At 60.7% G+C, this 19224-nt stretch carries 12 protein-coding genes; 5 read left to right on the top strand and 7 right to left on the bottom strand.

All coding sequences use genetic code 11. The annotated features are described in order from the left end of the window. Nucleotides 1-91 precede the first annotated feature (91 nt). Nucleotides 92-1093 (top strand): nucleoid-associated protein, encoded by a 1002-nt coding sequence (locus tag EOA79_RS09410; RefSeq protein WP_091595086.1) that lies wholly within the window; start codon nucleotides 92-94, stop codon nucleotides 1091-1093. 9 nt (nucleotides 1094-1102) lie between these two features. Further along, complete coding sequence (locus tag EOA79_RS09405; RefSeq protein ID WP_091595088.1) at nucleotides 1103-2272, top strand: hypothetical protein; 1170 nt, start codon at nucleotides 1103-1105, stop codon at nucleotides 2270-2272. A 66-nt stretch (nucleotides 2273-2338) separates the two neighbouring features. Here EOA79_RS09405 and EOA79_RS09400 read toward each other — a convergent pair whose 3' ends face one another. Next, nucleotides 2339-3694 carry a hypothetical protein gene (locus EOA79_RS09400; RefSeq protein ID WP_091595090.1) on the bottom strand — a complete coding sequence of 452 codons (1356 nt, stop codon included), beginning with the start codon at nucleotides 3692-3694 and terminating at the stop codon, nucleotides 2339-2341. A 556-nt stretch (nucleotides 3695-4250) separates the two neighbouring features. Between EOA79_RS09400 and EOA79_RS09395 the strand changes: the two genes are divergently transcribed. Further along, complete coding sequence (locus tag EOA79_RS09395; RefSeq protein ID WP_091595092.1) at nucleotides 4251-5405, top strand: DNA cytosine methyltransferase; 1155 nt, start codon at nucleotides 4251-4253, stop codon at nucleotides 5403-5405. Here the strand turns inward: EOA79_RS09395 and EOA79_RS09390 are convergent. Continuing rightward, entirely contained in the window at nucleotides 5402-6070 is a 669-nt protein-coding gene (locus tag EOA79_RS09390; RefSeq protein WP_091595094.1) for a hypothetical protein, read from the bottom strand. The genes EOA79_RS09395 and EOA79_RS09390 overlap by 4 nt on opposite strands. Next, nucleotides 6060-7130 carry a DUF262 domain-containing protein gene (locus EOA79_RS09385; protein ID WP_091595096.1) on the bottom strand — a complete coding sequence of 357 codons (1071 nt, stop codon included), beginning with the start codon at nucleotides 7128-7130 and terminating at the stop codon, nucleotides 6060-6062. The genes EOA79_RS09390 and EOA79_RS09385 overlap by 11 nt, the downstream gene beginning before the upstream one ends. 117 nt (nucleotides 7131-7247) lie before the next feature. Here EOA79_RS09385 and EOA79_RS09380 point away from each other — a divergent pair, with 117 nt between their 5' ends. Next, nucleotides 7248-7640 carry a hypothetical protein gene (locus EOA79_RS09380; RefSeq protein WP_091595098.1) on the top strand — a complete coding sequence of 131 codons (393 nt, stop codon included), beginning with the start codon at nucleotides 7248-7250 and terminating at the stop codon, nucleotides 7638-7640. Between the two features lie 51 nt (nucleotides 7641-7691). On the opposite strand, the gene EOA79_RS09375 is transcribed toward EOA79_RS09380, so the two are convergent. Continuing rightward, nucleotides 7692-8635 (bottom strand): IS630 family transposase gene (locus EOA79_RS09375; protein ID WP_164784121.1). Its coding sequence is split into 2 segments (ribosomal slippage): nucleotides 7692-8299 and nucleotides 8299-8635, totalling 945 coding nucleotides; the frame shifts between segments, so codons are not numbered across the junction. A 97-nt stretch (nucleotides 8636-8732) separates the two neighbouring features. Here EOA79_RS09375 and EOA79_RS09370 point away from each other — a divergent pair. Next, entirely contained in the window at nucleotides 8733-9227 is a 495-nt protein-coding gene (locus tag EOA79_RS09370) for an HNH endonuclease signature motif containing protein (protein WP_091595100.1), read from the top strand. Here the strand turns inward: EOA79_RS09370 and EOA79_RS09365 are convergent. The 3 genes from EOA79_RS09365 to EOA79_RS09355 all read right to left on the bottom strand — a co-directional run bounded on the left by EOA79_RS09365 (nucleotide 9178) and on the right by EOA79_RS09355 (nucleotide 19176). After that, nucleotides 9178-9711: a very short patch repair endonuclease gene (locus tag EOA79_RS09365; RefSeq protein WP_091595102.1), complete on the bottom strand. Its 534-nt coding sequence runs from the start codon at nucleotides 9709-9711 to the stop codon at nucleotides 9178-9180. The genes EOA79_RS09370 and EOA79_RS09365 overlap by 50 nt on opposite strands. 136 nt (nucleotides 9712-9847) lie before the next feature. Beyond that, the gene (locus tag EOA79_RS09360; protein WP_164748266.1) at nucleotides 9848-15913 is read right to left on the bottom strand and encodes a DEAD/DEAH box helicase; all 6066 of its coding nucleotides are present in this window, start codon (nucleotides 15911-15913) and stop codon (nucleotides 9848-9850) included. Next, nucleotides 15913-19176, bottom strand: a complete 3264-nt coding sequence (locus tag EOA79_RS09355; RefSeq protein ID WP_206517015.1) for an STY4851/ECs_5259 family protein — start codon at nucleotides 19174-19176, stop codon at nucleotides 15913-15915. Before EOA79_RS09355 ends, EOA79_RS09360 begins: the two co-directional genes overlap by 1 nt. Nucleotides 19177-19224 lie beyond the last annotated feature (48 nt).

The following is a 19224-nucleotide window of genomic DNA, read 5'->3' as shown; positions in this document are numbered from 1 at the left end:
ATGGCGTGGATATTCGGTCTGCTAATCCTTCGAACACTTGCGTTCGGGCCCTCACGTCTCGCATAACTGCCATCACGAGGGGGAGGATTCGATGGTCGAGCAGGTCATTCAGGTCGCGGTGCACGACCTGAAGAGGAATTCCGAGAGTTTTGAAACGGTGTCGGGTAACGCGCACCTCAAGGTCTCGGAAACGGTGGAGCGCGTGGTCGGCGAGCTGCACGCCATGTATGCGAGCCGCGCCTCGAAGTCTCACGGGCGCTTCGCGGCAAGCTCCGACAACTATCCGGCACAGACCTATCTTGACGAGTTCCGGAAGGGCGACTTCAAGGACTTCGCCACGCTCACGGCCAAGCTGATGACGACACTGACCGTTCAGGCGCGCCGAAAGCCCGGGGCGACGGGCGGTCACGTCCTTTTCGCGCATCTCGAGAAGGACGAGCAACGGTTTCTGCTAGTGGCGATCATCAACGACAAGCTCGGTGCGGCGCTCACCAAAAGCTTTGACATCGCGTCAGTCGAACACCTCGACCTCGACGGCTTCCGCTTCGCCGGCCGGATCAACATGACGGCATGGACTAACTCGGCGGACCGTTACATCGGCTTCCTAAAGGGCAAGGGGAACGTCGCCGAGTACTTCAAGGAGTTCCTCGGTTGCGACAGCACCGTTCAGGACCTCGAGGATACCAGGACACTGGTGCGCGTGCTGAACGGTTTCGCCGAGCCGGCGAAGGGCTTCGTGAAGGACAAGCAAGCTTTCCTGCAGAAGGCGTACGACATCTGCCAGCGATACATCCGGGACAACGAGCCTTTGGATCTCGAGACATTCTCCAACGAGCTCTTTCCAGAGAACCCGAAAGAACTCGCCAAATCGCTCGGAGATCCGGATGTCGGACTTGGCGACGGCTTCGTTCCGAAGAAGCGAGCGCTGTCGCCGATGGTGAAGTTCTCCGCGAAGACGCGGCTCTGGTCGGTCGAATTCAATCGGCAAGCCCTTACCGACGGCAAGATCGTCTATAACGACGACAAGAAGACCCTGACCTTCACCGAACTCCCTCCCGACCTGATCGAAAGACTGGAACACGATCAGGAGTAGCGTAGCCTCATGATCACGTTCGACCAGCTGATAGCACTCTACCGCAACACGGAGTTCTCGAAAGATGGCTCCGCGGGAAAGTTGACGGTCCGCGATTACAGCATTGTGGAAACGCTGAAGCAGATTGAAAGCGATGAGAAGGCTTTCGACGACGCGGCATTCACGGTCGACTCAGCGTCGGCGGTCGTCATAGGCGCGACAGTTAGCGTCGAAATCGGCGCTCCACGCACAGGACTTGGCTTCCTCGCGCTCACCCTCGACCGGCTGCTCGAGAACCGTCGCAACCGCATAGCCGAGCCGGAGCGCTATTACCTGATCGAGGAGAGGTTCGCCTACAACGATACCGTCGTTCCCGACGCCGTCGCGCGCTACCGGAACGCATTGCGCCTGGTCCGCACCTTAAAAGAGGCGGCTGCGTTTCTCGACCCGTACCAGGCGGAGATGCTGTTCCTCGGCTCGATCCGGCTGATGGTCCGTGTAGACTTCAGGTCATCGGACCTTGTCTCCGTAAACTCCATACTGGTCGACGAGTTCGAGAACTTCGTCATGCAGAAGGTGCACAAGGACCAGAAGGCTGCGATCGTTGCTACCACGCTCATCGAGACGTGTCGCACCCATCCCGAAGGCGAGCGCTTCAGGTACCTTCTTCGACACTTTCGGGACTTCGTCACAAAGTGCGAGGACAGCTATAGGCTGTTCGCGTCGGAGTTCTCGTACGACAAGATCCGGGGGAAGGCGGAAGAGGCCATCGCGGACTACACCGGTAAGATCCATAAGACATTCCATGACATCCAGAACCAGATAATGGGCATTCCCGTCGCGAGTGTGATCATCGCCACGCAGCTCAAGCCCGCAACTCAATGCGACGTGAATTTCTGGGCAAACCTCGCCATCTCGCTCGGTGCAACGCTGTTCGTTGCCCTCCTGGCGTTTGCCATCGTCAACCAGCTGCTGACGCTGTCGACGATAGACGACGATCTGACCCGACAGAAGACCAAGCTGAAGGGCGATTACTCGGTCGTCGCCGCGGAGTTCCTCCCTCTTTATCGCAAGCTGGAAAACCGGATTACACTTCACCGATTCGTCCTTGGCATCATCCTTGTCGTCTGCGGGCTCGGGGCGCTACTCACCTGGCGCATTTATTTCCAGCTGACAACTCTGATGCCGTGGGCGTGCTGAGAGCGCCGTTCGGGTCACGCCATAGAAGCGAGATTCGTTCGATTGGGGCACTATGGGCCATGTGGTTCACTCGAACGGACTGCCCGCTTTCGGTGAAGGCAAACTCTGCCTGAACGGCCGATTAGAGGCGCGGTGCTGCCGGACAACTTGGCGTGGCCGCGACACGCAAGGTGAGGTTTTTGGGGCGCCTCCCTCATGCGCGCGCTTGGAAGGCTTCGTCTTGAAATACAGCCAGTTGAGAAACGCGTCGGCGTCCGTGAAATCAGCGCCACCGATGCGCCTCCGCAGCGCGTCGATGGTAGCGCACAATTGCGTGTATCGTTCGGCCGACAGCGTTGCGACAGTTGGACTTCGAGGCGCGCCAATGCCGATCGCCGCTAGGGCGCCGGAGGTATTGCCGTTGAAGACAGCGTACCGCTTCGGGGCGAAGGTGCAGAGAATCGCCGTGATCATATTCACGCCCACGCCAGGAATACCGAGCGCTAGCTGACGCATCTGCTCGTAACCCCGTTCTGGCGCGAGTTTGGCTGCCTTCCTGCCCGCGGCGAACAGTGTGATCGTCTTCTTGGGATGATCGAGTGCCGCCGACCCTCGTCGATGAATGTCGCCGGAATGCCAGAGATGTTGATAAGGCTCTCTTGAAGAAATCAGATTGCTTAGATTCTCTGCGAAGACGCTCCTCATTTCCTTCGAAATCCTCGGCGCGTTGCCGAGATCCGCGATCAATTGCTGAACCTTCAATGCCTTGTCCCGATCGGTCCGGCGCTTCGCCAGCGCGGAACGTTCGGTCTTGTCTGCGCGGTACTGGCGGAGGAAGCCATTCAAGCGCCGCAGATCGAACTGTGCGGCGAAGTTGTCTTCGAGCTCTTTCTCAAGTTTGCGTCGCAATCGCTCGGCGTCTTTGTGTCGCGAGGCATATTGCCCAAGCACCAGGTCATCGAGTTCTTGGAAGCTGCCGCTCTCACGAAAATCGGCAAAGGTGACTTTCAGATCCGACGACAGTTGTTCGTCCGAGTTCACGGTCGCCAGGATTGAAATTTCATCGTTTGTTGTCAGGGCGCCGGTCGTGAGGTTCGCTGACCCGATCAGACACCGAACCTGGCCTTCGCTTCGTCCGACATAGGACTTCGGGTGAAAGGTTGCGGTCTTGCCGTTTGCAAGAAACATTTCGAAGGCCCCGAACCGCTTCTTTATTGCGAGCAAATGCGCGAGCGCCTTTGGCTCGGTGATGTAGAAATCAGTACCGAGGAAAGCTTCAATTTTAGCGCCCTGCTTCAGGCGTGCCTCTAGGAGCAGCCCGATGATCCGTGCGCCACCCTCTTTTAGGAAGGCGACGGCGATGCTGATCTGCTCAGCGCCCTCCAAAACATGGGCGACAGCGGTCCGATGATCATCGGACGCCTTGTTCTGGATGAGTCGCATGCCGGTACATCCCCCTCAATGGCAGAATCCGCCGTCTCGAGAATAGCGGCTACCGTCCGATTTACCGCCATCTAATAGATATCCGTGTGCGTCAATTGCAACGATGTTCGAGATGTCCGCCGACAATTGTAACGAAACCTCGGATAGACTGCCGGCAGCTCACGAGCCAGGTAACAGACGACGGCTTTCGGGAACGGATGGGGGCACTTTATACGACCGATATGGCGCATTGCAGCCCGTCATTCTTGGGGCCGATAGCGGACTGGAAGCTTCGGGCCTCGGATCTTCCATAACGGACCTTCAATTCGGTGCGAGTATCTTCGTGACGTGACCCGAAGCAGACGCTTCAACAGGCCTGCTTTCGGGCCAACCGGCTAGAAAGTTCTACCTTGAACTCTGAGTGAATTCCCCGGCTTTCCTGAAACACGACCTTCGCCCTGCCTGCGCAGATGGGCGATCGAGCCATATTGGCCAGCTTGGCGCTAGCCAAGCTGCGATTTATTTTCTCGAGTTTGAAACGGATCTCTGTTAACTGATAAGGGATTCGGAGAATCTCATGTCGAATCAGACCGTCGCAAGCCTATTTTCGGGAATTGGTGGATTCGAGGTGGGTTTCGCCAAAGCGGGCCTAAAGACGTCCCTGATGTGCGAAAAGGATTCTGCGGCACAGGCCGTCTTGCGAAGCCGCTTTCCGGAGATCAGTCTTGTCGACGATGTCACGGCCATGCCTCGTCTTCCCAAGTGCGACGCCCTTGTCGGTGGCTGGCCTTGCCAGGATCTCAGTCAAGCTGGACGGATGGCTGGTTTGGACGGCAGCCAGTCCGGGCTGGTGTCGCACGTGTTCAGGTTGCTCGACGCTACACCGAAGAAGCCGAATACTATAGTTCTCGAAAACGTTGCGTTCTCCCTAAATCTGCAGAAGGGCAAGGCAGTACGGTACGTTACCGCCGAGCTAGCCGAACGCGGCTACCGCTGGGCGTACCGCGTGCTGGACACTCGGGAATTTGGGCTTCCGCATCGACGCCGGCGCATTTTCATCGTCGGCATGTTGGAGGGTGACCCCGGAAACCTCCTCTTCGACGGTATCGACCGCGTAGCGCCCGCAAGCGATTGGGCGGCCAACATCGGATTTTACTGGACTGAGGGCAATCGTGGCGTGGGTTGGACCCCTGATGCAGTACCACCCCTAAAAGGGGGCTCCGGCCTAAGCATACCTTCACCGCCTGCTATTTGGACGGTGGAAACTGGACTGTTTCAGACGCCTGGCATCGAGGATGCGGAACGCCTTCAAGGTTTCCCCGCTGGCTGGACGGCGGCTGCCCGCGACACCAATAAGGGCGAGCGCGGGCGCTGGCGCCTTGTTGGCAACGCTGTGAGCGTGCCTGTGGCGACCTGGGTCGGACAACGTCTGGTGGCCTCGGAAGCCCACAGCCTTGCCTATCAGGAACACGGTACCGAGACGCTTTCCCAGCACAACGCGGCGTGGGGTGGCCCTAAGCAGACTTCACGCTACATACCTGGGGCGGGTGAAGGACCGGCAGACGAACGCCGCGTCTCGATCGCGAGCTTTGGCTTGAACGATGCACAGACATTATCCGTCCGCGCCGCCGAGGGATTTCTTCGCCGCTACATGAAGAGTGGGCTAACTAAGAACCAAGACTTCGCGCAAGCACTGGCGACCCACTGCGGTCTCGAAGAAGTACCCGCCTAAACGCGGCGGTAGTGCTGCCTTGTCTTGTAGCGCTCAAGCCCCTTAATGAGCGAGACCATGAAGATCCTTGTCCGTCGAAACTTCTCGGTAATGTCCTGAGTGCTGAATTGGGAACCGACGGTCTCGAACGTCTCGGCGCCATGAGCAAGTGTGTTGCGCATCTGTCTTATAAGGACCAGGTCGGAACCGCCGAGGCAAGATCGCGGTGGTCGCCATCGGCTTTCGATCCGCGCGACGAAGCGTAGCAATTCCTCGTTGTCGACATTTCCGGAAAACGGCAGACGGCGCAGGTCTGATTTCCAGTCCACGACCCCAGGCGCGAACCTGGCCACGTCGCGGATGAGGCTGTCGTGGTTGGCGCCCTGGGTGAGCCGGTCGCGGAAGTGAGCTCGGGCTATCTCTTCCTGCCAGTAGTCTTTCAGAGCCATAAAGCCGCCACCGCCTGCCAGGATCTCCTGTCGCAGCCCTACCAACGCCTCTCGGGAACCGAACTCTATGCAGTTGTACATCATGATGAAGGCGGAGGCGCGGGACGCCGTGATCGCCGCCGTTGCGCGGTAGAAACTGCGGCCGGGTATGTTGTAAACACGCTCCAGCGACTGCAGAGACTTTAGGTACTCGGACACGTCCTGCGCGCGGACGCGAAAGCGTCCCTCAACGCTCATACGGACGGCCGAGCAGGCTGTCGCGGACGTATTCGATACGCCCCCGGAGCTTCGGAGCACTGTTGCTGGCGTCCGTCCGCACCAGCTCCTCGAACTGCTTCGACCGCAGCCATGCATCCGATGGCGGCCTTAAGGCCGGATCGCTCCGTAAGGCGAGCGCCGTTCCAACGGCAATGGCTTCGAAGCGGACACGAGGAACGCGTTTCCCTCCATCCGGCCGATAGAAGGCCTTCGGATAGTACATGCGGATAAACTGCATTGTCCGCTCGAATTCGGCGCCCATCTCCGAGAGCCGCGCTTCGTCAGTGGACTTGTTCAGCTTGTCCATGTTGGAGTCGAGGAATTTCCTGACATCGTGGCGGAACGCCAGGTAGCGGTCGCAGTAGATGAAAAAGCGCGTGACTAGCTCTTGACGCTCGCTGCGAGCGTCGACGCCCTTGGCCATATGGGGCGTCAAGCTCTTAAAGAGGTCTGATGCAGCCCTTTCAATCACCAGATCGAGGAAGGCACCGCGGTAAACGCCTTTCCGTATTTCGGCGTCTTCAAGTCGCTTTCCTGATGTGTTGAGGCGCCTGAACAGCTCAACACGGGTGCTTTCGTCGGTTCCCTGGTCCAAGACGAACGAACGTATTGGCGTGTTGTTGAGACGCCGCTGCACCGAGGGCGGCAAATCGGCGAAATGATATCCGTTCAGTATGTCTAGCTTCTCGAGACCTCTCAGCGCGAACCCATCCCGCAAATATCGTACTAGGCTTCGGATCCGTTGCGAGCCGTCAACGATCTCCAAGCGCCCCTCGACGTCATAGAGGAATACCGGAGGAACTGGGACCCTGAGGATGAGGCTCTCGATGAAATAGGAGCTTTGCTCCTCGTTCCAAGCGAGGCTTCGCTGATACTCCGGAACGTAGATGTCCCCTTCCGTCTCGGCCTCATCGCGAAATTTCGAAACCACCAGTTCGACGGAAAAGTCCGTAACAACGTACCGAGCCTCCCGGCGCACATCATCGACGATCGCAGCCACTTCGTCCGGGTCTGCCAACTGCAGTAAAAGGTTCGACATAAGGTTTTGGTCCCGACAAGATGCATAGATGTCAGATTCTTGGCATGATCGCTAGCGAGGCAGAGAATCGGAACCCTGCGTCGCTCGCCCAACACTCGGCGCCGTGAGGAAAATGTCTTGACGGCTTTCGGTGAGGATGGTCAGATACTGGACGCAGAGTTCGAGGTCGAAGAAACGGCCATCGGGGTCGACATCGTGCTTCACTCGAATGGCGGCGTCTCCCGAGGCAAGCCCGCCTACAACCCGGACTATATCGCGACCCTTGAAACCATCTTAGCCCGCCTCGCGGTGCTCGGTGGCAATCTTGAGGGGGCGTGGGTCGACAGTAAGGCCCTCGCCGACCTCGACCCGAACGACCGTCGAGTTAAATTGGAGACGGCCGACTATCCCATTCGTCTATCCGACGTTTCCGATATCGGCGAACTCAGATTGCAGATCCGCCGGAGCGTTTCAACGATCGGAAGGTCGGAACGTCGATCTGCCGGCACCGGCAATAAAAGTTACGACTAGCGGTATCTTTCGACATCCGCCCTTCTCTTCCGAGACTAGAGCGCGTCCTGTTTAATCCGGTTCATATCCTGCGGCTTTGAAGTAGTTGGCACATTCGGCTGTGGTGAAGAGGTCGACGACCGCGCCGACCGTGTCCCACAACGCCTTGATGGTTCTCTCGGCCTTTGCTCGCAGCAGCGCCTTGAGTTTGGCGAAGGCGTTCTCAATCGGGTTGAAGTCGGGACTGTAAGGCGGCAGGTAGAGCAGGCTCGCGCCTGCGGCCTCAATCGCGTCGCGCACGCCGGCGGCCTTGTGGGCGGGCAGGTTGTCCATGACAACTACGTCGCCCTCCGACAATGTCGGGACCAGCACCTGCTCGACATAGGCCAGGAACACGTTGCCGTTCATGGCGCCGTCGTAGACGAAGGGCGCAGTCATGCCCGTCAGCCGCAGCGCTCCGGTGAAGGTTGTGGTCTTCCAGTGGCCATGCGGCACGCCGGCCCGGCAGCGCTCGCCGCGCGGCGCTCTTCCACGCAGGCGGGCCATCTTTGTGGAGAGGCCGGTCTCATCGATGAACACGAGCTTCGCCGGATCGAGGTCGAGCTGGCCGTCGAACCAGTCGCGGCGCCGCTTCAGGATGTCGGGGCGATCCTGCTCCAGTGCGTGCGCGGACTTTTTTTGAATGTCCAGCCGTGGCGGCGAAGCCAGGCGCTCAAGGCGCTGCGGCTGATGCGCACCGACTGCTCGGCGACGAGCCGCTCCACCATCTCGTTCAGCGTGATGTCCTTGCGCTCCTCGATCAGCCCGACGACGAAGGCTTCATGCGCATCGAGGCTGGAGGCACGGCGGCGGCCCTGCGGGCGGGGCGCCAGTTCGCCGATCTTCGCCCGCGCAATCCAGCGGATCGCGCTGGACACTCCCACGCCGAACCGCGCCGCCGCTTGCCGCGCCGACATGCCCTCGTCCGAAGCCTTCAAGACCCGCGACCGAAGATCCACGCTCAATGCTTTTCCCATCGTCAACCTCCATCGAGGTGGACGTTGAATCAGCACAAAACGCAGCCGTCACTTCACAATCGATTCATCGATCACAGGACGTGCTCTAGAACCGGCGTTGCGGGGCGGTACCGCCACCGCACAAGCCTTCATCGACTCACTTGTCGACTTTAGTACGAACGTTGATCAGCTGCCCCTACTCGCAAGCGCACCCGACCTGCAAAACCCCGAAATACGCAAAGCGGTGTGGGATTTGACGCGCGATGCTACTCCGATCATCAAGCACCGGATTAGCCGATACGTGGAACGCGGGCCGATCGGAGCAATGGTGAAGCTAACGAACAACCACCGGTGTCAGGGCTGCGACGTCTTGGGTCAGGCTTGGGCCACGTTCTTCAAACCGGATGGTATGCCGTATGTCGAAGCTCACCACGTGGTGCAGGTATCGACACTCAGCGTTGATGTGCTGGGGCCGCAAAACGTCATTACGGTCTGTCCAAATCACCATCGCCAGCTTCACTTCGAGGTCACCACGGTGCTGCACCTTGGCGACGAATTCGAATTCATCCTCCCTCCGCACCTCGCGTTCCGGATTCGGAAGTTTTCCGTCTGAGACTAGCGTTAAAGCTTCGATGAAGGCGGTGTGGTTGGCTCATCCGCGCATCTATCGCCAGTCGCAATATTTGTAGGAGCGGCTCCAGGTAGTCGTTACGCTTTATCTCGCATTCCCACACCTCCACGACAGCCCAGCCCCGCGAACGCAGTGCGCCCGCAGCAGCGGCGTCACGCTCCCGATTGCGCCTAAACTTCTCCGTCCAGAACGCGACCCTGGACTTTGGCGTGGTCGCGAGATGGCAGCCCGGATGGCGATGCCAGAAACAGCCATGAACGAATACCACGACCTTTCGCCGGGGAAAAACGAGATCCGGCGTTCCCGGGAGGCCCTTAACATGAAGGCGGTATCGCAGACCGGCGGCATGAAGAGCCGATCGCACTTTCATCTCGGGCGACGTGTCCTTTTGCCGTACCGAACGCATTATCCTGCTGCGCTGTGAACTAACGGGATAATCGTCGTTGTCTATATGGTCACAGGTCATGGTTCTCAGTGCTCATTAGGGATGCAGCCGCCTGCGACGCTATAGGCGAACGTCGCAAAAACAGCCGCCTTCAGGCGCCAAAGTTGGCCGGACGCGCCATTCACGCTGAACCGTGCATTCCTTGAGGAGTCGACTCTCAGTCAAGTCTCACCGCAAGGAACGTCCCATCTAGACCGTTGAGAACTGAGAACGGTCGTTTAAGGCTCGTCACCTGCTCAGAGATTGAGCTAGCATGATCGTGGTGTTCGTCGGTAACTCGCCATGAGCCCATTCCCTGATCAAAGAAGATCGTGCCAGAGCCACGCGGCGTTCGAAATTCAAGGCGACGGCGGTGCGGCGCGGATTGGACTTGTGACACCTGCACTTTCGGCACCACCTCGACAAGCGATTGCTCCATAACCGCCGTACGCGTAACTAGGTCGGCCCAATCCCTATGCAACCACGGTCCTGTACGAGCCCCACCGCCGGTCTTGGCGGCGAGAGTCTGCACTTTGACGTTGGTGTCATAGTCGCTGAAGGCGGCGACCACTTCCGTCAGGAGACGGATGGACAGCGGATTGAACAGGTACTTGTCCGAATAGCGAATCTCCAAACACGGGGCAGCGAATACCTGCGCTAATTCCGTCGAGCGCGCGCGCAACAGCGCCCTGAGCCGGGCACCGAAACCCGCGGCTGGTCCGTCGAGCTCATCAGCAATCTCGAAAATGGCCTCACTGCCGCCGGCCGAGAGCAGGGCGGATACATCTAGCCGCTCCCGCGGCGCGGCAAGCGCCGTTGCACCTCGTACCACCGGAGCATCGGAGACAGAGCCCCAACCAATACCCACGGCCTTCGCGGATGCAGACGATGATGCCCAGGCGGTTAGCCCACGTGTCGAGACCACACCCGCCAGCCAGGCGTCGTTGTCGACTTCGTTTCGCGCTACGATGTCGACGCGTGCGCGCTGAGCCCATAGTACCACGTTCCGACGCGTGACGGCATCGGTAGCGGTCAGCGCGCTCGCGTCGACTGCGATCTGCACCCCGCGCCCGCGAGCGCCCCAGCGTTCCAGAACGGGCGCCATTTGCCAAGTCTCCAATTCCCACTCTGCAGGAGGCCCTGACATGAACACGACCAGTGTATTCGACGCATCGTCCCCAAGGCGGTCGGAGAGTGCTTGGGGGAGAGGTGCGGATTCATATTCGGTGGCAGGTCCGAACAGTCGGAAGCGCTTGGGAAGGTCCAGACTGCGTCCAATGGCGGTGAGTAGGGAATGCGCTGCCCTCCGGTCGGTGCCTTCGACCGCATGTTGGCTATCAACCGAGAGCACGCAGCGAGGGCAGGCGAATACTGCATCGGGATCGCCACAACGGCCCAACTTGCTGCAGTCCAGCAAGTCTCTAGCCTCGTTAAGTATGCCGATGGGATCACGAGCTATCGTGGCAGAGAAGCCGGCGCCTCCGCTCGCCCGGTCGAAGACAGCAGCGGTCCAATTGCGCTGGCCGGCAGGATGGATGGCGGGAGGCGCCGCAAAGCCCATCTCGTCAGCATCCACGCCGAGGCGACGCGCGGCCGCTTCTCTGATCGCCAAAGCCACCGTCAGCGCCACTTCACGGCTGGCGCAGTCGTAGAGTTGTATTTCGCAGACGTCGGTTCGAATTTCGTGACCGAGTCGTAGATGGCGCGCCACGGCATAGGGGTTGATCTCCGGCGCGCCTGTGCAGGTGCGTTCGTCGGCCGCACGGGGGCCTCCGCGAAGTGGACGGTGCCCCGCGAGGGACCCGGCGCCATCCGCTTGGTGTTCGGCTTCCGCGCGGCCACAGTGCAGGCAGACCTCGAACCCATGGCCGTGCGGACCTGGATTGAACCAGAAGACCAGACCGTCCGAGCCGGTCCGGAGGCGCCCGACGTTTGGGTCCGGGAGAGCGCGCCAAGCCAGAGTGCGCGCCGAGACCCAGGGGTCGACGAGCATTGAAGTCCCGGTGTCCGAGGGGTCATCATGAACTTCGTAGCGCGCGTCGACGGCAAAACCGGCTGGAGCGAGGAATCGCATGATCTTGAAGTCAGAGCTGCCGCAATCGGGGCAGGCGCCGGGAGACACGGCGGATGGCGCCGACAGTAACGCGCCGCAGGACTGACAATGGCGCATCTGACGAAGGCTTTGCACCTCCCGCACACCGGCCTTATCGGCGGGACGTTTCCAATTCAGCGTGACGCCCGCGGACTCTCGCACGACACCGTCCACCACCAAGCTCCGCCCAGGCGCATACTCGAATATGGCGATGTCGCGTTGTCGGGATGGGTATCCTCGAGAACTAAAGCGGTTCTCGCCAGAGTCCTCTCGCTTGTGTCGCTCGACCCCAGTCTCCGTCACGAAGGACACCACGTCGCTCGGGAAGCCATATGACGGTAGGAATCCGCGACCGGCGAGTTCACCCAAAAGGTAATTTCCCTGGAGCCTCCGACGTTGGAAGTCCCGCGCCTTGGATACCACAGAGGTTTCGGCATCCGGCTCATCGCCCCTTAGTGCGTCCCATTCCGCGCTCAAATCCGACTGAATGCGCTCGATCGTATCCCGGACACCTTCGAAGAGGTCGGGGTCTGGTCGCACGGGGGTCCCGCGCAACACCTCCTCAAGATCCGATGTCATCGTCTTGAGACCTGCAGCGGCGGCGTCGAGCCATGCTAGGAAGCGACGCCAAGGCAAGTTATTCAGGACTTCTGCGCTGAGTCCGAGGCCGAAAAAGGCGCCATTCGTCAGTTTGTGAAGTTCGGCGCCCTGAGTGGCCAGAAAGCGCGCAAGAAGAAGGGCGTGGGCGTGACGTCGAGCGATGGTTGGGCTTTCGAGACTGACCACCGGCGCGGGCGCTTCTCGCGCCAGGAAGGCGCCGGGATCTGCGAACGCGAGTCGGTCGAGCGGTCGATCCTTGCAAATCGTCAGGCCAAGAGCGATCGGCTGACGCGCCCGTCCCGCCCGGCCGACACGCTGCCGGTAATTAGCGATCGCCGGTGGCGCATTGGTGTTTAGAACCGCCTCGATGCTTCCAATGTCAACGCCCATCTCCATGGTGGTCGAGCAGCCAAGGACGTTGACTTTTCCAGATTTGAAGGCGTTTTCGTAGTCGCGGAGCAGGAAACTCGGTTGCTGAGCGGAGTGCTCCGCCGCGCGCAGCCACGGCGAGAACCTCGCCGCGCGATCCTGCTGATCGCCCCAGGCCCCCTTGGCCCTCAGGAGCGAGACACGTTCATCGGTCGCTAGCCAGTCGTCGAGAATTGAATCGGAGACGCGACCTCCGTGGGCATCACGGCGCCATGGAAACGGCAGGGTCGGCATGTCGACGGCTTCGGCTTTCGGGTGCACACCGAGCTTGTCGTATGGGCTTAGTCCGCGGAAGGTCGTGTCCACCAGACGTCGAGTGTTGGGGCACCAGAAGGCCCTTTCGATCGGCGTGACATTCATGTCGCCGAGCCGTAGCCGGAAGCCATTCGGACTGACCGTCATGAACCTTTGCAACGTCGACCATGCTGCCCGCAGAAGTTCGTTCAAGTCATCCCGAACGCTTGGATCATCGCGATCGAGACCAAGCGCCTGGACAAGCATCCGAACCACGCGAGAAGGTCTTGGACCGTAGGGGTGTGGCCAGAAGCGGACGTATCGGCTTGAGGGAAGCGCAGGCTCGAAAGGTACCATTTCCACGTGGCTCTGGCGGCGGTCAATCCAACGCATCCAACGTTTAGCGTCGAAATCCAGGATGACGTTAGTTCGGACAAAATGCGTAAGGAGAAGGCGCACGAGGTCGCGCCAGTCGTCTGCATTCAACCCTAAGCGCGTTGCGGAAGCCGGAACGACCACGTTGGGCTCGTCCAGGCCGGGAATGGTCAAGCGCAAAAGGCCCAATGTCTCAGCGCTGTTGGCGCGGACGGGCCGTCGCATGATCTCCCGATATAGCATGAATTCAGCGAGCCGCGCTGGGTCGGAGAAAGTCTCTTCGCGCTCGACCCAGAGATTCGAGAGAAAGCGGTTGATTGTGGGCTCAGCGGCGAGTCGATCGACAAGTTGGCGCCAGGCCTTCGGGGTGGCGACCCCTTCGAGCCTGATTCGCGCCAACCGAAGGTCAGCCATGAGGCTGAGAGTGATCCCGTCCTGCTCGTCGGAGGCCAGTCGCTTGAGCTTAGCCTCGATCGCGGCGATGGCCTGGTCGTCCCGCACGGGACGATCCTGCACAAAGTGGTAGAGAAAGCTTCGGACGAAGCCGCGCTCCGATGCCACCTGCAAGTTCGCCGCGTGTCGGGCCGTGCCCTGCCGCGCATCGGTGAAGGTAATCAGTTGCCGGCCGTCGAGCGGCAAGGGCTCGTCAGCGTCAGGTTTTGGCGATAGGTGCCCGACGAGTCCAGGGGTGATCTGAGACATCAAGTAGGGCGCACCCGCGACGAGCGATCGAAGCACGCCGGCCTCGAGGTCCACCTTCTTGGGTGCCCAGCCGCAACATGGACACTCACCTACGTGGCGGCTCGCGGTCGTTGGTAACCCCGCGCCGTCCACGGTCTCGACGATCGCACCGGTTTTTGGCTCGAAGCGGATTATCGGAGACGGCCGTGCCCCGCGCGCCCCTAAATATCGGCGGTTCACGACCGGGGATGTGGTCAGCGGCGCATCGTCTTGTGTGTCGTCTTCGGCGCCGAAGGTTTCGTCGCGATCGAGCGTTTGCTCGAACTCACCGTCCCCTGTGCCGCCTGTCCAGGCCACAAGATGCGATCCGTCGGCAGTTTCTTCAGCCTTGAGCGCACCATCGCCGCATTGAATGCAATAGGCCCATTCGAGCACGAGCGATCCGCAGTGTGAGCAATGCTCTCGCGATTCGAGGAAGACGGCGCCGAAGTGCCAGTCGGCTGCTTCAGATGCGGCGGGCCGCCCGGGACAGGTCGGGTTCACGCAGGCCCAGAGACCGGAAAGCGTCCGGTGGAAGAGGTGTAGGCGGACCGGCAGGATTGAGTCTCCGCCAGCGCTGGCCAGCGCCGGATCGGAATGTGGGTCCTTCGCCCTTGACGCTTCGACAAGCAGGCGCCTCGGGTCTACGTCCGCGCCGCCGATCTGGCGCGCCTGCGCGCTCCAGCCGCTCCAGCCTACGATGGCGCCGGCTCTGAACTGCTCCCTCAGGACCCTTAGCGGTGCAGACTTAGCGAAGATCTCACCGGCCTGGAGCGGTTCCATGCCCGCTATCTCGTCAAGTTCGATGAGATTGCTATTGAGGGCAGGAGAGGCCGGTAGCGACGCCCTAACACCTCTTACCACGTGAATATTTTGCTCTGGTGCGCCTGACAGATCTCGAAGGAAGGATCGTAGCTCGGCGGCGTCCGGGCCGCCGATCGTCGCTGAGGTCGCGACGTATCGGAGCTCTTCGGGTTTGCGACCGAAAGCAAGCGCGACGCGGCGTAGTAGGAGAGCAATTTCGGCCGCCTGGGCGCCGACATATGAGTGCGCTTCGTCCAGTACCACGAAGTCAAGCGTACCTTGTGACGCCCGCAGGATCGGTGCGTCCTTCTGCCGGATCAGCATGTACTCCAGCATGGTAACGTTGGTGACAAGAACCGGCGGAGGCGAGCGCCTGAGTGTCGTCCTATCAGCGACCTTCCAGGGTTCCCCACGCGCGGCGGTGCTCCGCACACTCTCCGGCGTGTCGCCATTGTAGAGGCAGTAGCGCAGCGCTCCGCCGAAGGGGGCGAACCACTTTGACAGCCGCTCCTCCTGGCTGGCGATAAGTGCGTTGAGCGGATAGAGCATCAGCGCGCGCACTCCTTCGAGCGGTTTTGCACCGCTATCGGAGGATCGAACCAGCCCATCCAAAATCGGTGTCAAAAAGCATTCTGTCTTCCCTGAGCCTGTGCCGCTCGACACGATCACCGAAGCGGCGCGTTCGCCGCAAAGCTGCTTCCAAGCGTCCACCTGGTGGGTGTAGGGCGGGTATGCGACTTCACGCAGAACTTCGAGCGTTCTTGGGTGCAAAAGGCCAGCCGGCAATCCGCCCCAACCGCCCTCTAACGGCAACCAGGGATAAGCGCCTTCGACAAACGGTTCGGAGAGGGCCGAGTTAGGCTGACCAGCGCGCGCACCCAAGCCCTCACGCAGATGCCGATTGAGATCGACTGAACGGAGTCGAGCCATACCGACAATCGCATCTGCAGCATCGCGTGGCAGCCGCGCCAGAAGCCTCTCGATTTCCATCACAGGTCCATTCGTTGGGTGGTGCCGGGGTCTATAGTCTCGCGTCCAAGGGCGACGGCGAGAGCGCTCTCGAAGAGCTGACGGTCGTGGAGCCAAGCGGCCCGACATCGTCCGACAACCTGCGGGTTTTGATGGAGTTTGCCGGCCGCCATTCGCGCCGCCACTAGGGGAGCAGCGATCAAATCCGCGAAGGCTGGGTCGTACCGCTCCCAAAGCTCGCGTCGCTCTGGCAGGAGCCCCGCGAGATGCAATCCGGTCGGTGGCTCGCGATGCTCACTCTGACGAGTCACGAACGCTTCGGCGAGTTCCCGAAGCGTTTCCTTCGGACGCCGGCATAGCCTTCCGATGAGGCCGGGTTCCAAATCTGCTCGTGGCGCGACCAATAGGAAGGTGATCCACGCATGAGTCGCTAGCCCGGGCTCCAGATCAGCGATTTGGCCGAGGGCGGCCGCCACATTGCGCCCTGCGTCGGCAGTCGGTAGTTCCAACCGTTCCAGGCGGCGCTCCAACTCGTCAATTCTCGTTCGAAACGCAGACACCCAGTGCTCGACTTCCGTTGCGCACCAGAGGAAGGGTAACTCACTTTGTAGCCGGATCACGGCGTCGCGCTCCTCAAGAGTGTCGCAGGTCGACAGGATCCACGGAGCCGCCTGGGGGGCACGGCAAAGTGACCGCAGGGCATCGATCGCCGGCACGGGCACGTTGCGATCCCGCGCGGCCACGCTCAGATCGACCAAGAGGCGGAGATCAGCGCGGTTCAAGGCTTCCGGGTGCTTTAACACTGTAGCAAATGCATCGTCCCGGGCGTCACGTCGTGCGATCCTGAAGGCCAGACGAAGCGCACTTCCACGATCGTCGTCGCCCGGTGGTTGGGCGACCACCTTCGGTCTGAGCGAGGTCCCGTCATTGGTTCGCCCGAAGATCAGCCAGGGGCCCGGACCGAGCTCTTGCAGGAGTCGCGTCTGCAATTCCTGCAAGGAAAGGCGTGGAAGGTTGTTGGAGAGTTTCGCGGTAGGCTGCGTCAGCGCTAGCGCATCCAGATTCCAACCAAGGATACTCGAAAGGCCCGAGAACGGCGAAATGCCTTTCTCGGCCACCAGCGGCTGGTCTTCGTCGTACCAGGCGATCTCGGCGAAGTGGTCACCTCGACCGGCCCAGCTCAGGCGCACCTCCGCATCGAGGTCCGGAAAGCTACCAAGGAGATCCCGCAATTCGTCTTGAAAGGCCGATAGCGGGACGAGACCGTCGATACGACGCGTGGCCTGCACGGGCTGTCCTGCGCCCTGCCGAACCACCAGCCATAGGTCGCGACCGCCAGGCGCCAACAGGCGGAACCCATGCAGTCGATCGATCGAAATCTGGGCCCGGCTTACGGCGGGCCGCATGTCCGGGGTCAACAGGAGCGGCTCGGCAATCGGATCAGCGAGCGTTAGGTCGAGTTGGGTGTCCCATCGCAGCGCCACGTGTAGCATCGCGCCTGGGGTGTGGAGTCGAAGATCGACGCGCGCGTCATCACCATTCCTGGAGATCGGAAGGATCTGACCGCCCTTCGCCGCAACGCTGGCCCCGAGCAGATTCTCGATTTTCAACGAGTGGGTTCGCGGTTCTCCCGATAGCACCAATTCACGCGGCGCAACGTCGGCGCAGGTCCAAGCGACCAGTTCACCGCCCCGCCTCATTGCGATCTCGACCCTGCCCAGGGGCGCGTGTTTGTTCGAAGAACGCCACGAGCCTCTCCCCAACGACCGCCAAATTAGGTCTTCCGACGAAACCAGCGTGTGATGCTGACCATCCGAAAGCCAAGCCTTTGGCGTCCCTAGGAACACCGTCTCGCGCACCCGCCGTAGAGTCTCTCCTGTGAGGATCAGTCGCTTCGTATCCTCGCGCTCGGCCGCGCTACGCCACGTGAGACGCCCATCACCAAGGTCGAGCGAAGCTTGCCCGACGAAGGCCAGAAGACAGCGTCCATCGAGGATGCAGTCTCCCAAGTCAGAAGGAGGCTGTTCGAACTTCAGTGCTGAACGAGCCTCCTGCGTTACAGCCATAGCCAGCCATGGCCGAGTGCTTCGAAAGGGCGAACTGCCAATGAATCTTAGTTCAAGCGCGTTCTCAAAATCGACGCCAGGATCTGGCTGGAAGAGGAGGACAGGCGCGTCTACCGGCTCGCCGGCAAACGCGGTGAACTCTTCGACTAAGGTCTCCCCTGCAACTGCCGCCAACCTAATTGCCTGGTTCAGGCGAGCGGGAACTTCGAACGCCTTGACCAGCGGACGGGACTCCCACGCTGTCGCCTCGTCTGATTCCACCTGTTCCAGCACGGCGATGGGCCGGTTCAAACCCGGCAGATCACCCCGCGGAAAGATGCGCAGCCGAGTGGCACCTTCCATCGCTGCCTGCAATTGGGGAGATGTTCGGACCACGTCGAGTTCACCTGACAAGGTGAGTTCGGCCCGCGGCGCCCACCCTTCGGCGGTGCGCCGCAGCAATCGGCTTGCCGCCAGGGCTCCCCCTTCGACGCGCCGGGTCCGGACCAAGTCTTCCACCAGAGATCGAAAATCGCCTTCCTCCAAGTCAAAAGGCAGATCGTTGCGCCAAGCAGGCACCACAGAATCCAGGTGGAGCACGGGATCTCGGTCATTTCGTTCGTGGAGGGGCGGCAATTGTTGACGGAAACGAACGATTACCGTGGACAGCGCCACGGCTGGCTCCACCAGCGCCTGAACAAGCGTTTCGCCCGCCCGCCATGCCTCACTTGCGACGGCCTCGGCAGGTGTGAAGCCCATTTCGATCGCCAAGATGCTGCGCTTCAGCCATAACCCCAAGGTTCCCTCTTTGATGGCAGCAGCTGGAAAACCCGCCTCGCGCACTACGCCGAAGAGGAGCGGCACGTCGGTCGGCTGAGGGCGTCGCCACCGTTTCAAGCCAGCTTCGGCGGCTTCCCGCACCACCGCGTAGCGCACGTCGGCGGCCGAATCATTCGCGTGATATCGAATTCCAAGGACAGCTAAGGGTCTGATCCAGTCCCAAGCCCCCCCGGCGCGTTCCCGGCGATACCACTCGGCTGTGAAAGCAACGAACAAAGCCTGACCATGGGAGTCGTTCAGCGCGGTCGGTCCATGGCGTTTTAGGACCTCCCGAACGCCCTCGAACTCTTGTCGGCTGAATCGGTAGCGATAAAGTGGGCGCCCATCAGGGAGCGATAATCCGCGCGATCGGAATAAGGCCTCGTAAGCGCCGCGTAGACCTAGACGCGGCTCGTCCATATTTCCCCCCAGGCTCCCAATTCAGATTGTGACACACTGTGCATTAGT

The sequence above is a fragment of the Mesorhizobium sp. M1A.F.Ca.IN.020.03.2.1 genome, assembly GCF_004023205.1.
Classification (GTDB): Bacteria; Pseudomonadota; Alphaproteobacteria; order Rhizobiales; family Rhizobiaceae; genus Mesorhizobium.
This window is presented reverse-complemented; position numbering and strand designations above follow the sequence as displayed.

Bases quoted from the DNA above. Each gene is read 5' to 3' on its own strand.
- EOA79_RS09410 (WP_091595086.1), top strand. From the start codon at position 92: ATGGTCGAGCAGGTCATTCAGGTCGCGGTGCACGACCTGAAGAGGAAT.
- EOA79_RS09405 (WP_091595088.1), top strand. From the start codon at position 1,103: ATGATCACGTTCGACCAGCTGATAGCACTCTACCGCAACACGGAGTTC.
- EOA79_RS09400 (WP_091595090.1), bottom strand. From the start codon at position 3,694: ATGCGACTCATCCAGAACAAGGCGTCCGATGATCATCGGACCGCTGTC.
- EOA79_RS09395 (WP_091595092.1), top strand. From the start codon at position 4,251: ATGTCGAATCAGACCGTCGCAAGCCTATTTTCGGGAATTGGTGGATTC.
- EOA79_RS09390 (WP_091595094.1), bottom strand. From the start codon at position 6,070: ATGAGCGTTGAGGGACGCTTTCGCGTCCGCGCGCAGGACGTGTCCGAG.
- EOA79_RS09385 (WP_091595096.1), bottom strand. From the start codon at position 7,130: ATGTCGAACCTTTTACTGCAGTTGGCAGACCCGGACGAAGTGGCTGCG.
- EOA79_RS09365 (WP_091595102.1), bottom strand. From the start codon at position 9,711: ATGACCTGTGACCATATAGACAACGACGATTATCCCGTTAGTTCACAG.
- EOA79_RS09360 (WP_164748266.1), bottom strand. From the start codon at position 15,913: ATGGAAATCGAGAGGCTTCTGGCGCGGCTGCCACGCGATGCTGCAGAT.
- EOA79_RS09355 (WP_206517015.1), bottom strand. From the start codon at position 19,176: ATGGACGAGCCGCGTCTAGGTCTACGCGGCGCTTACGAGGCCTTATTC.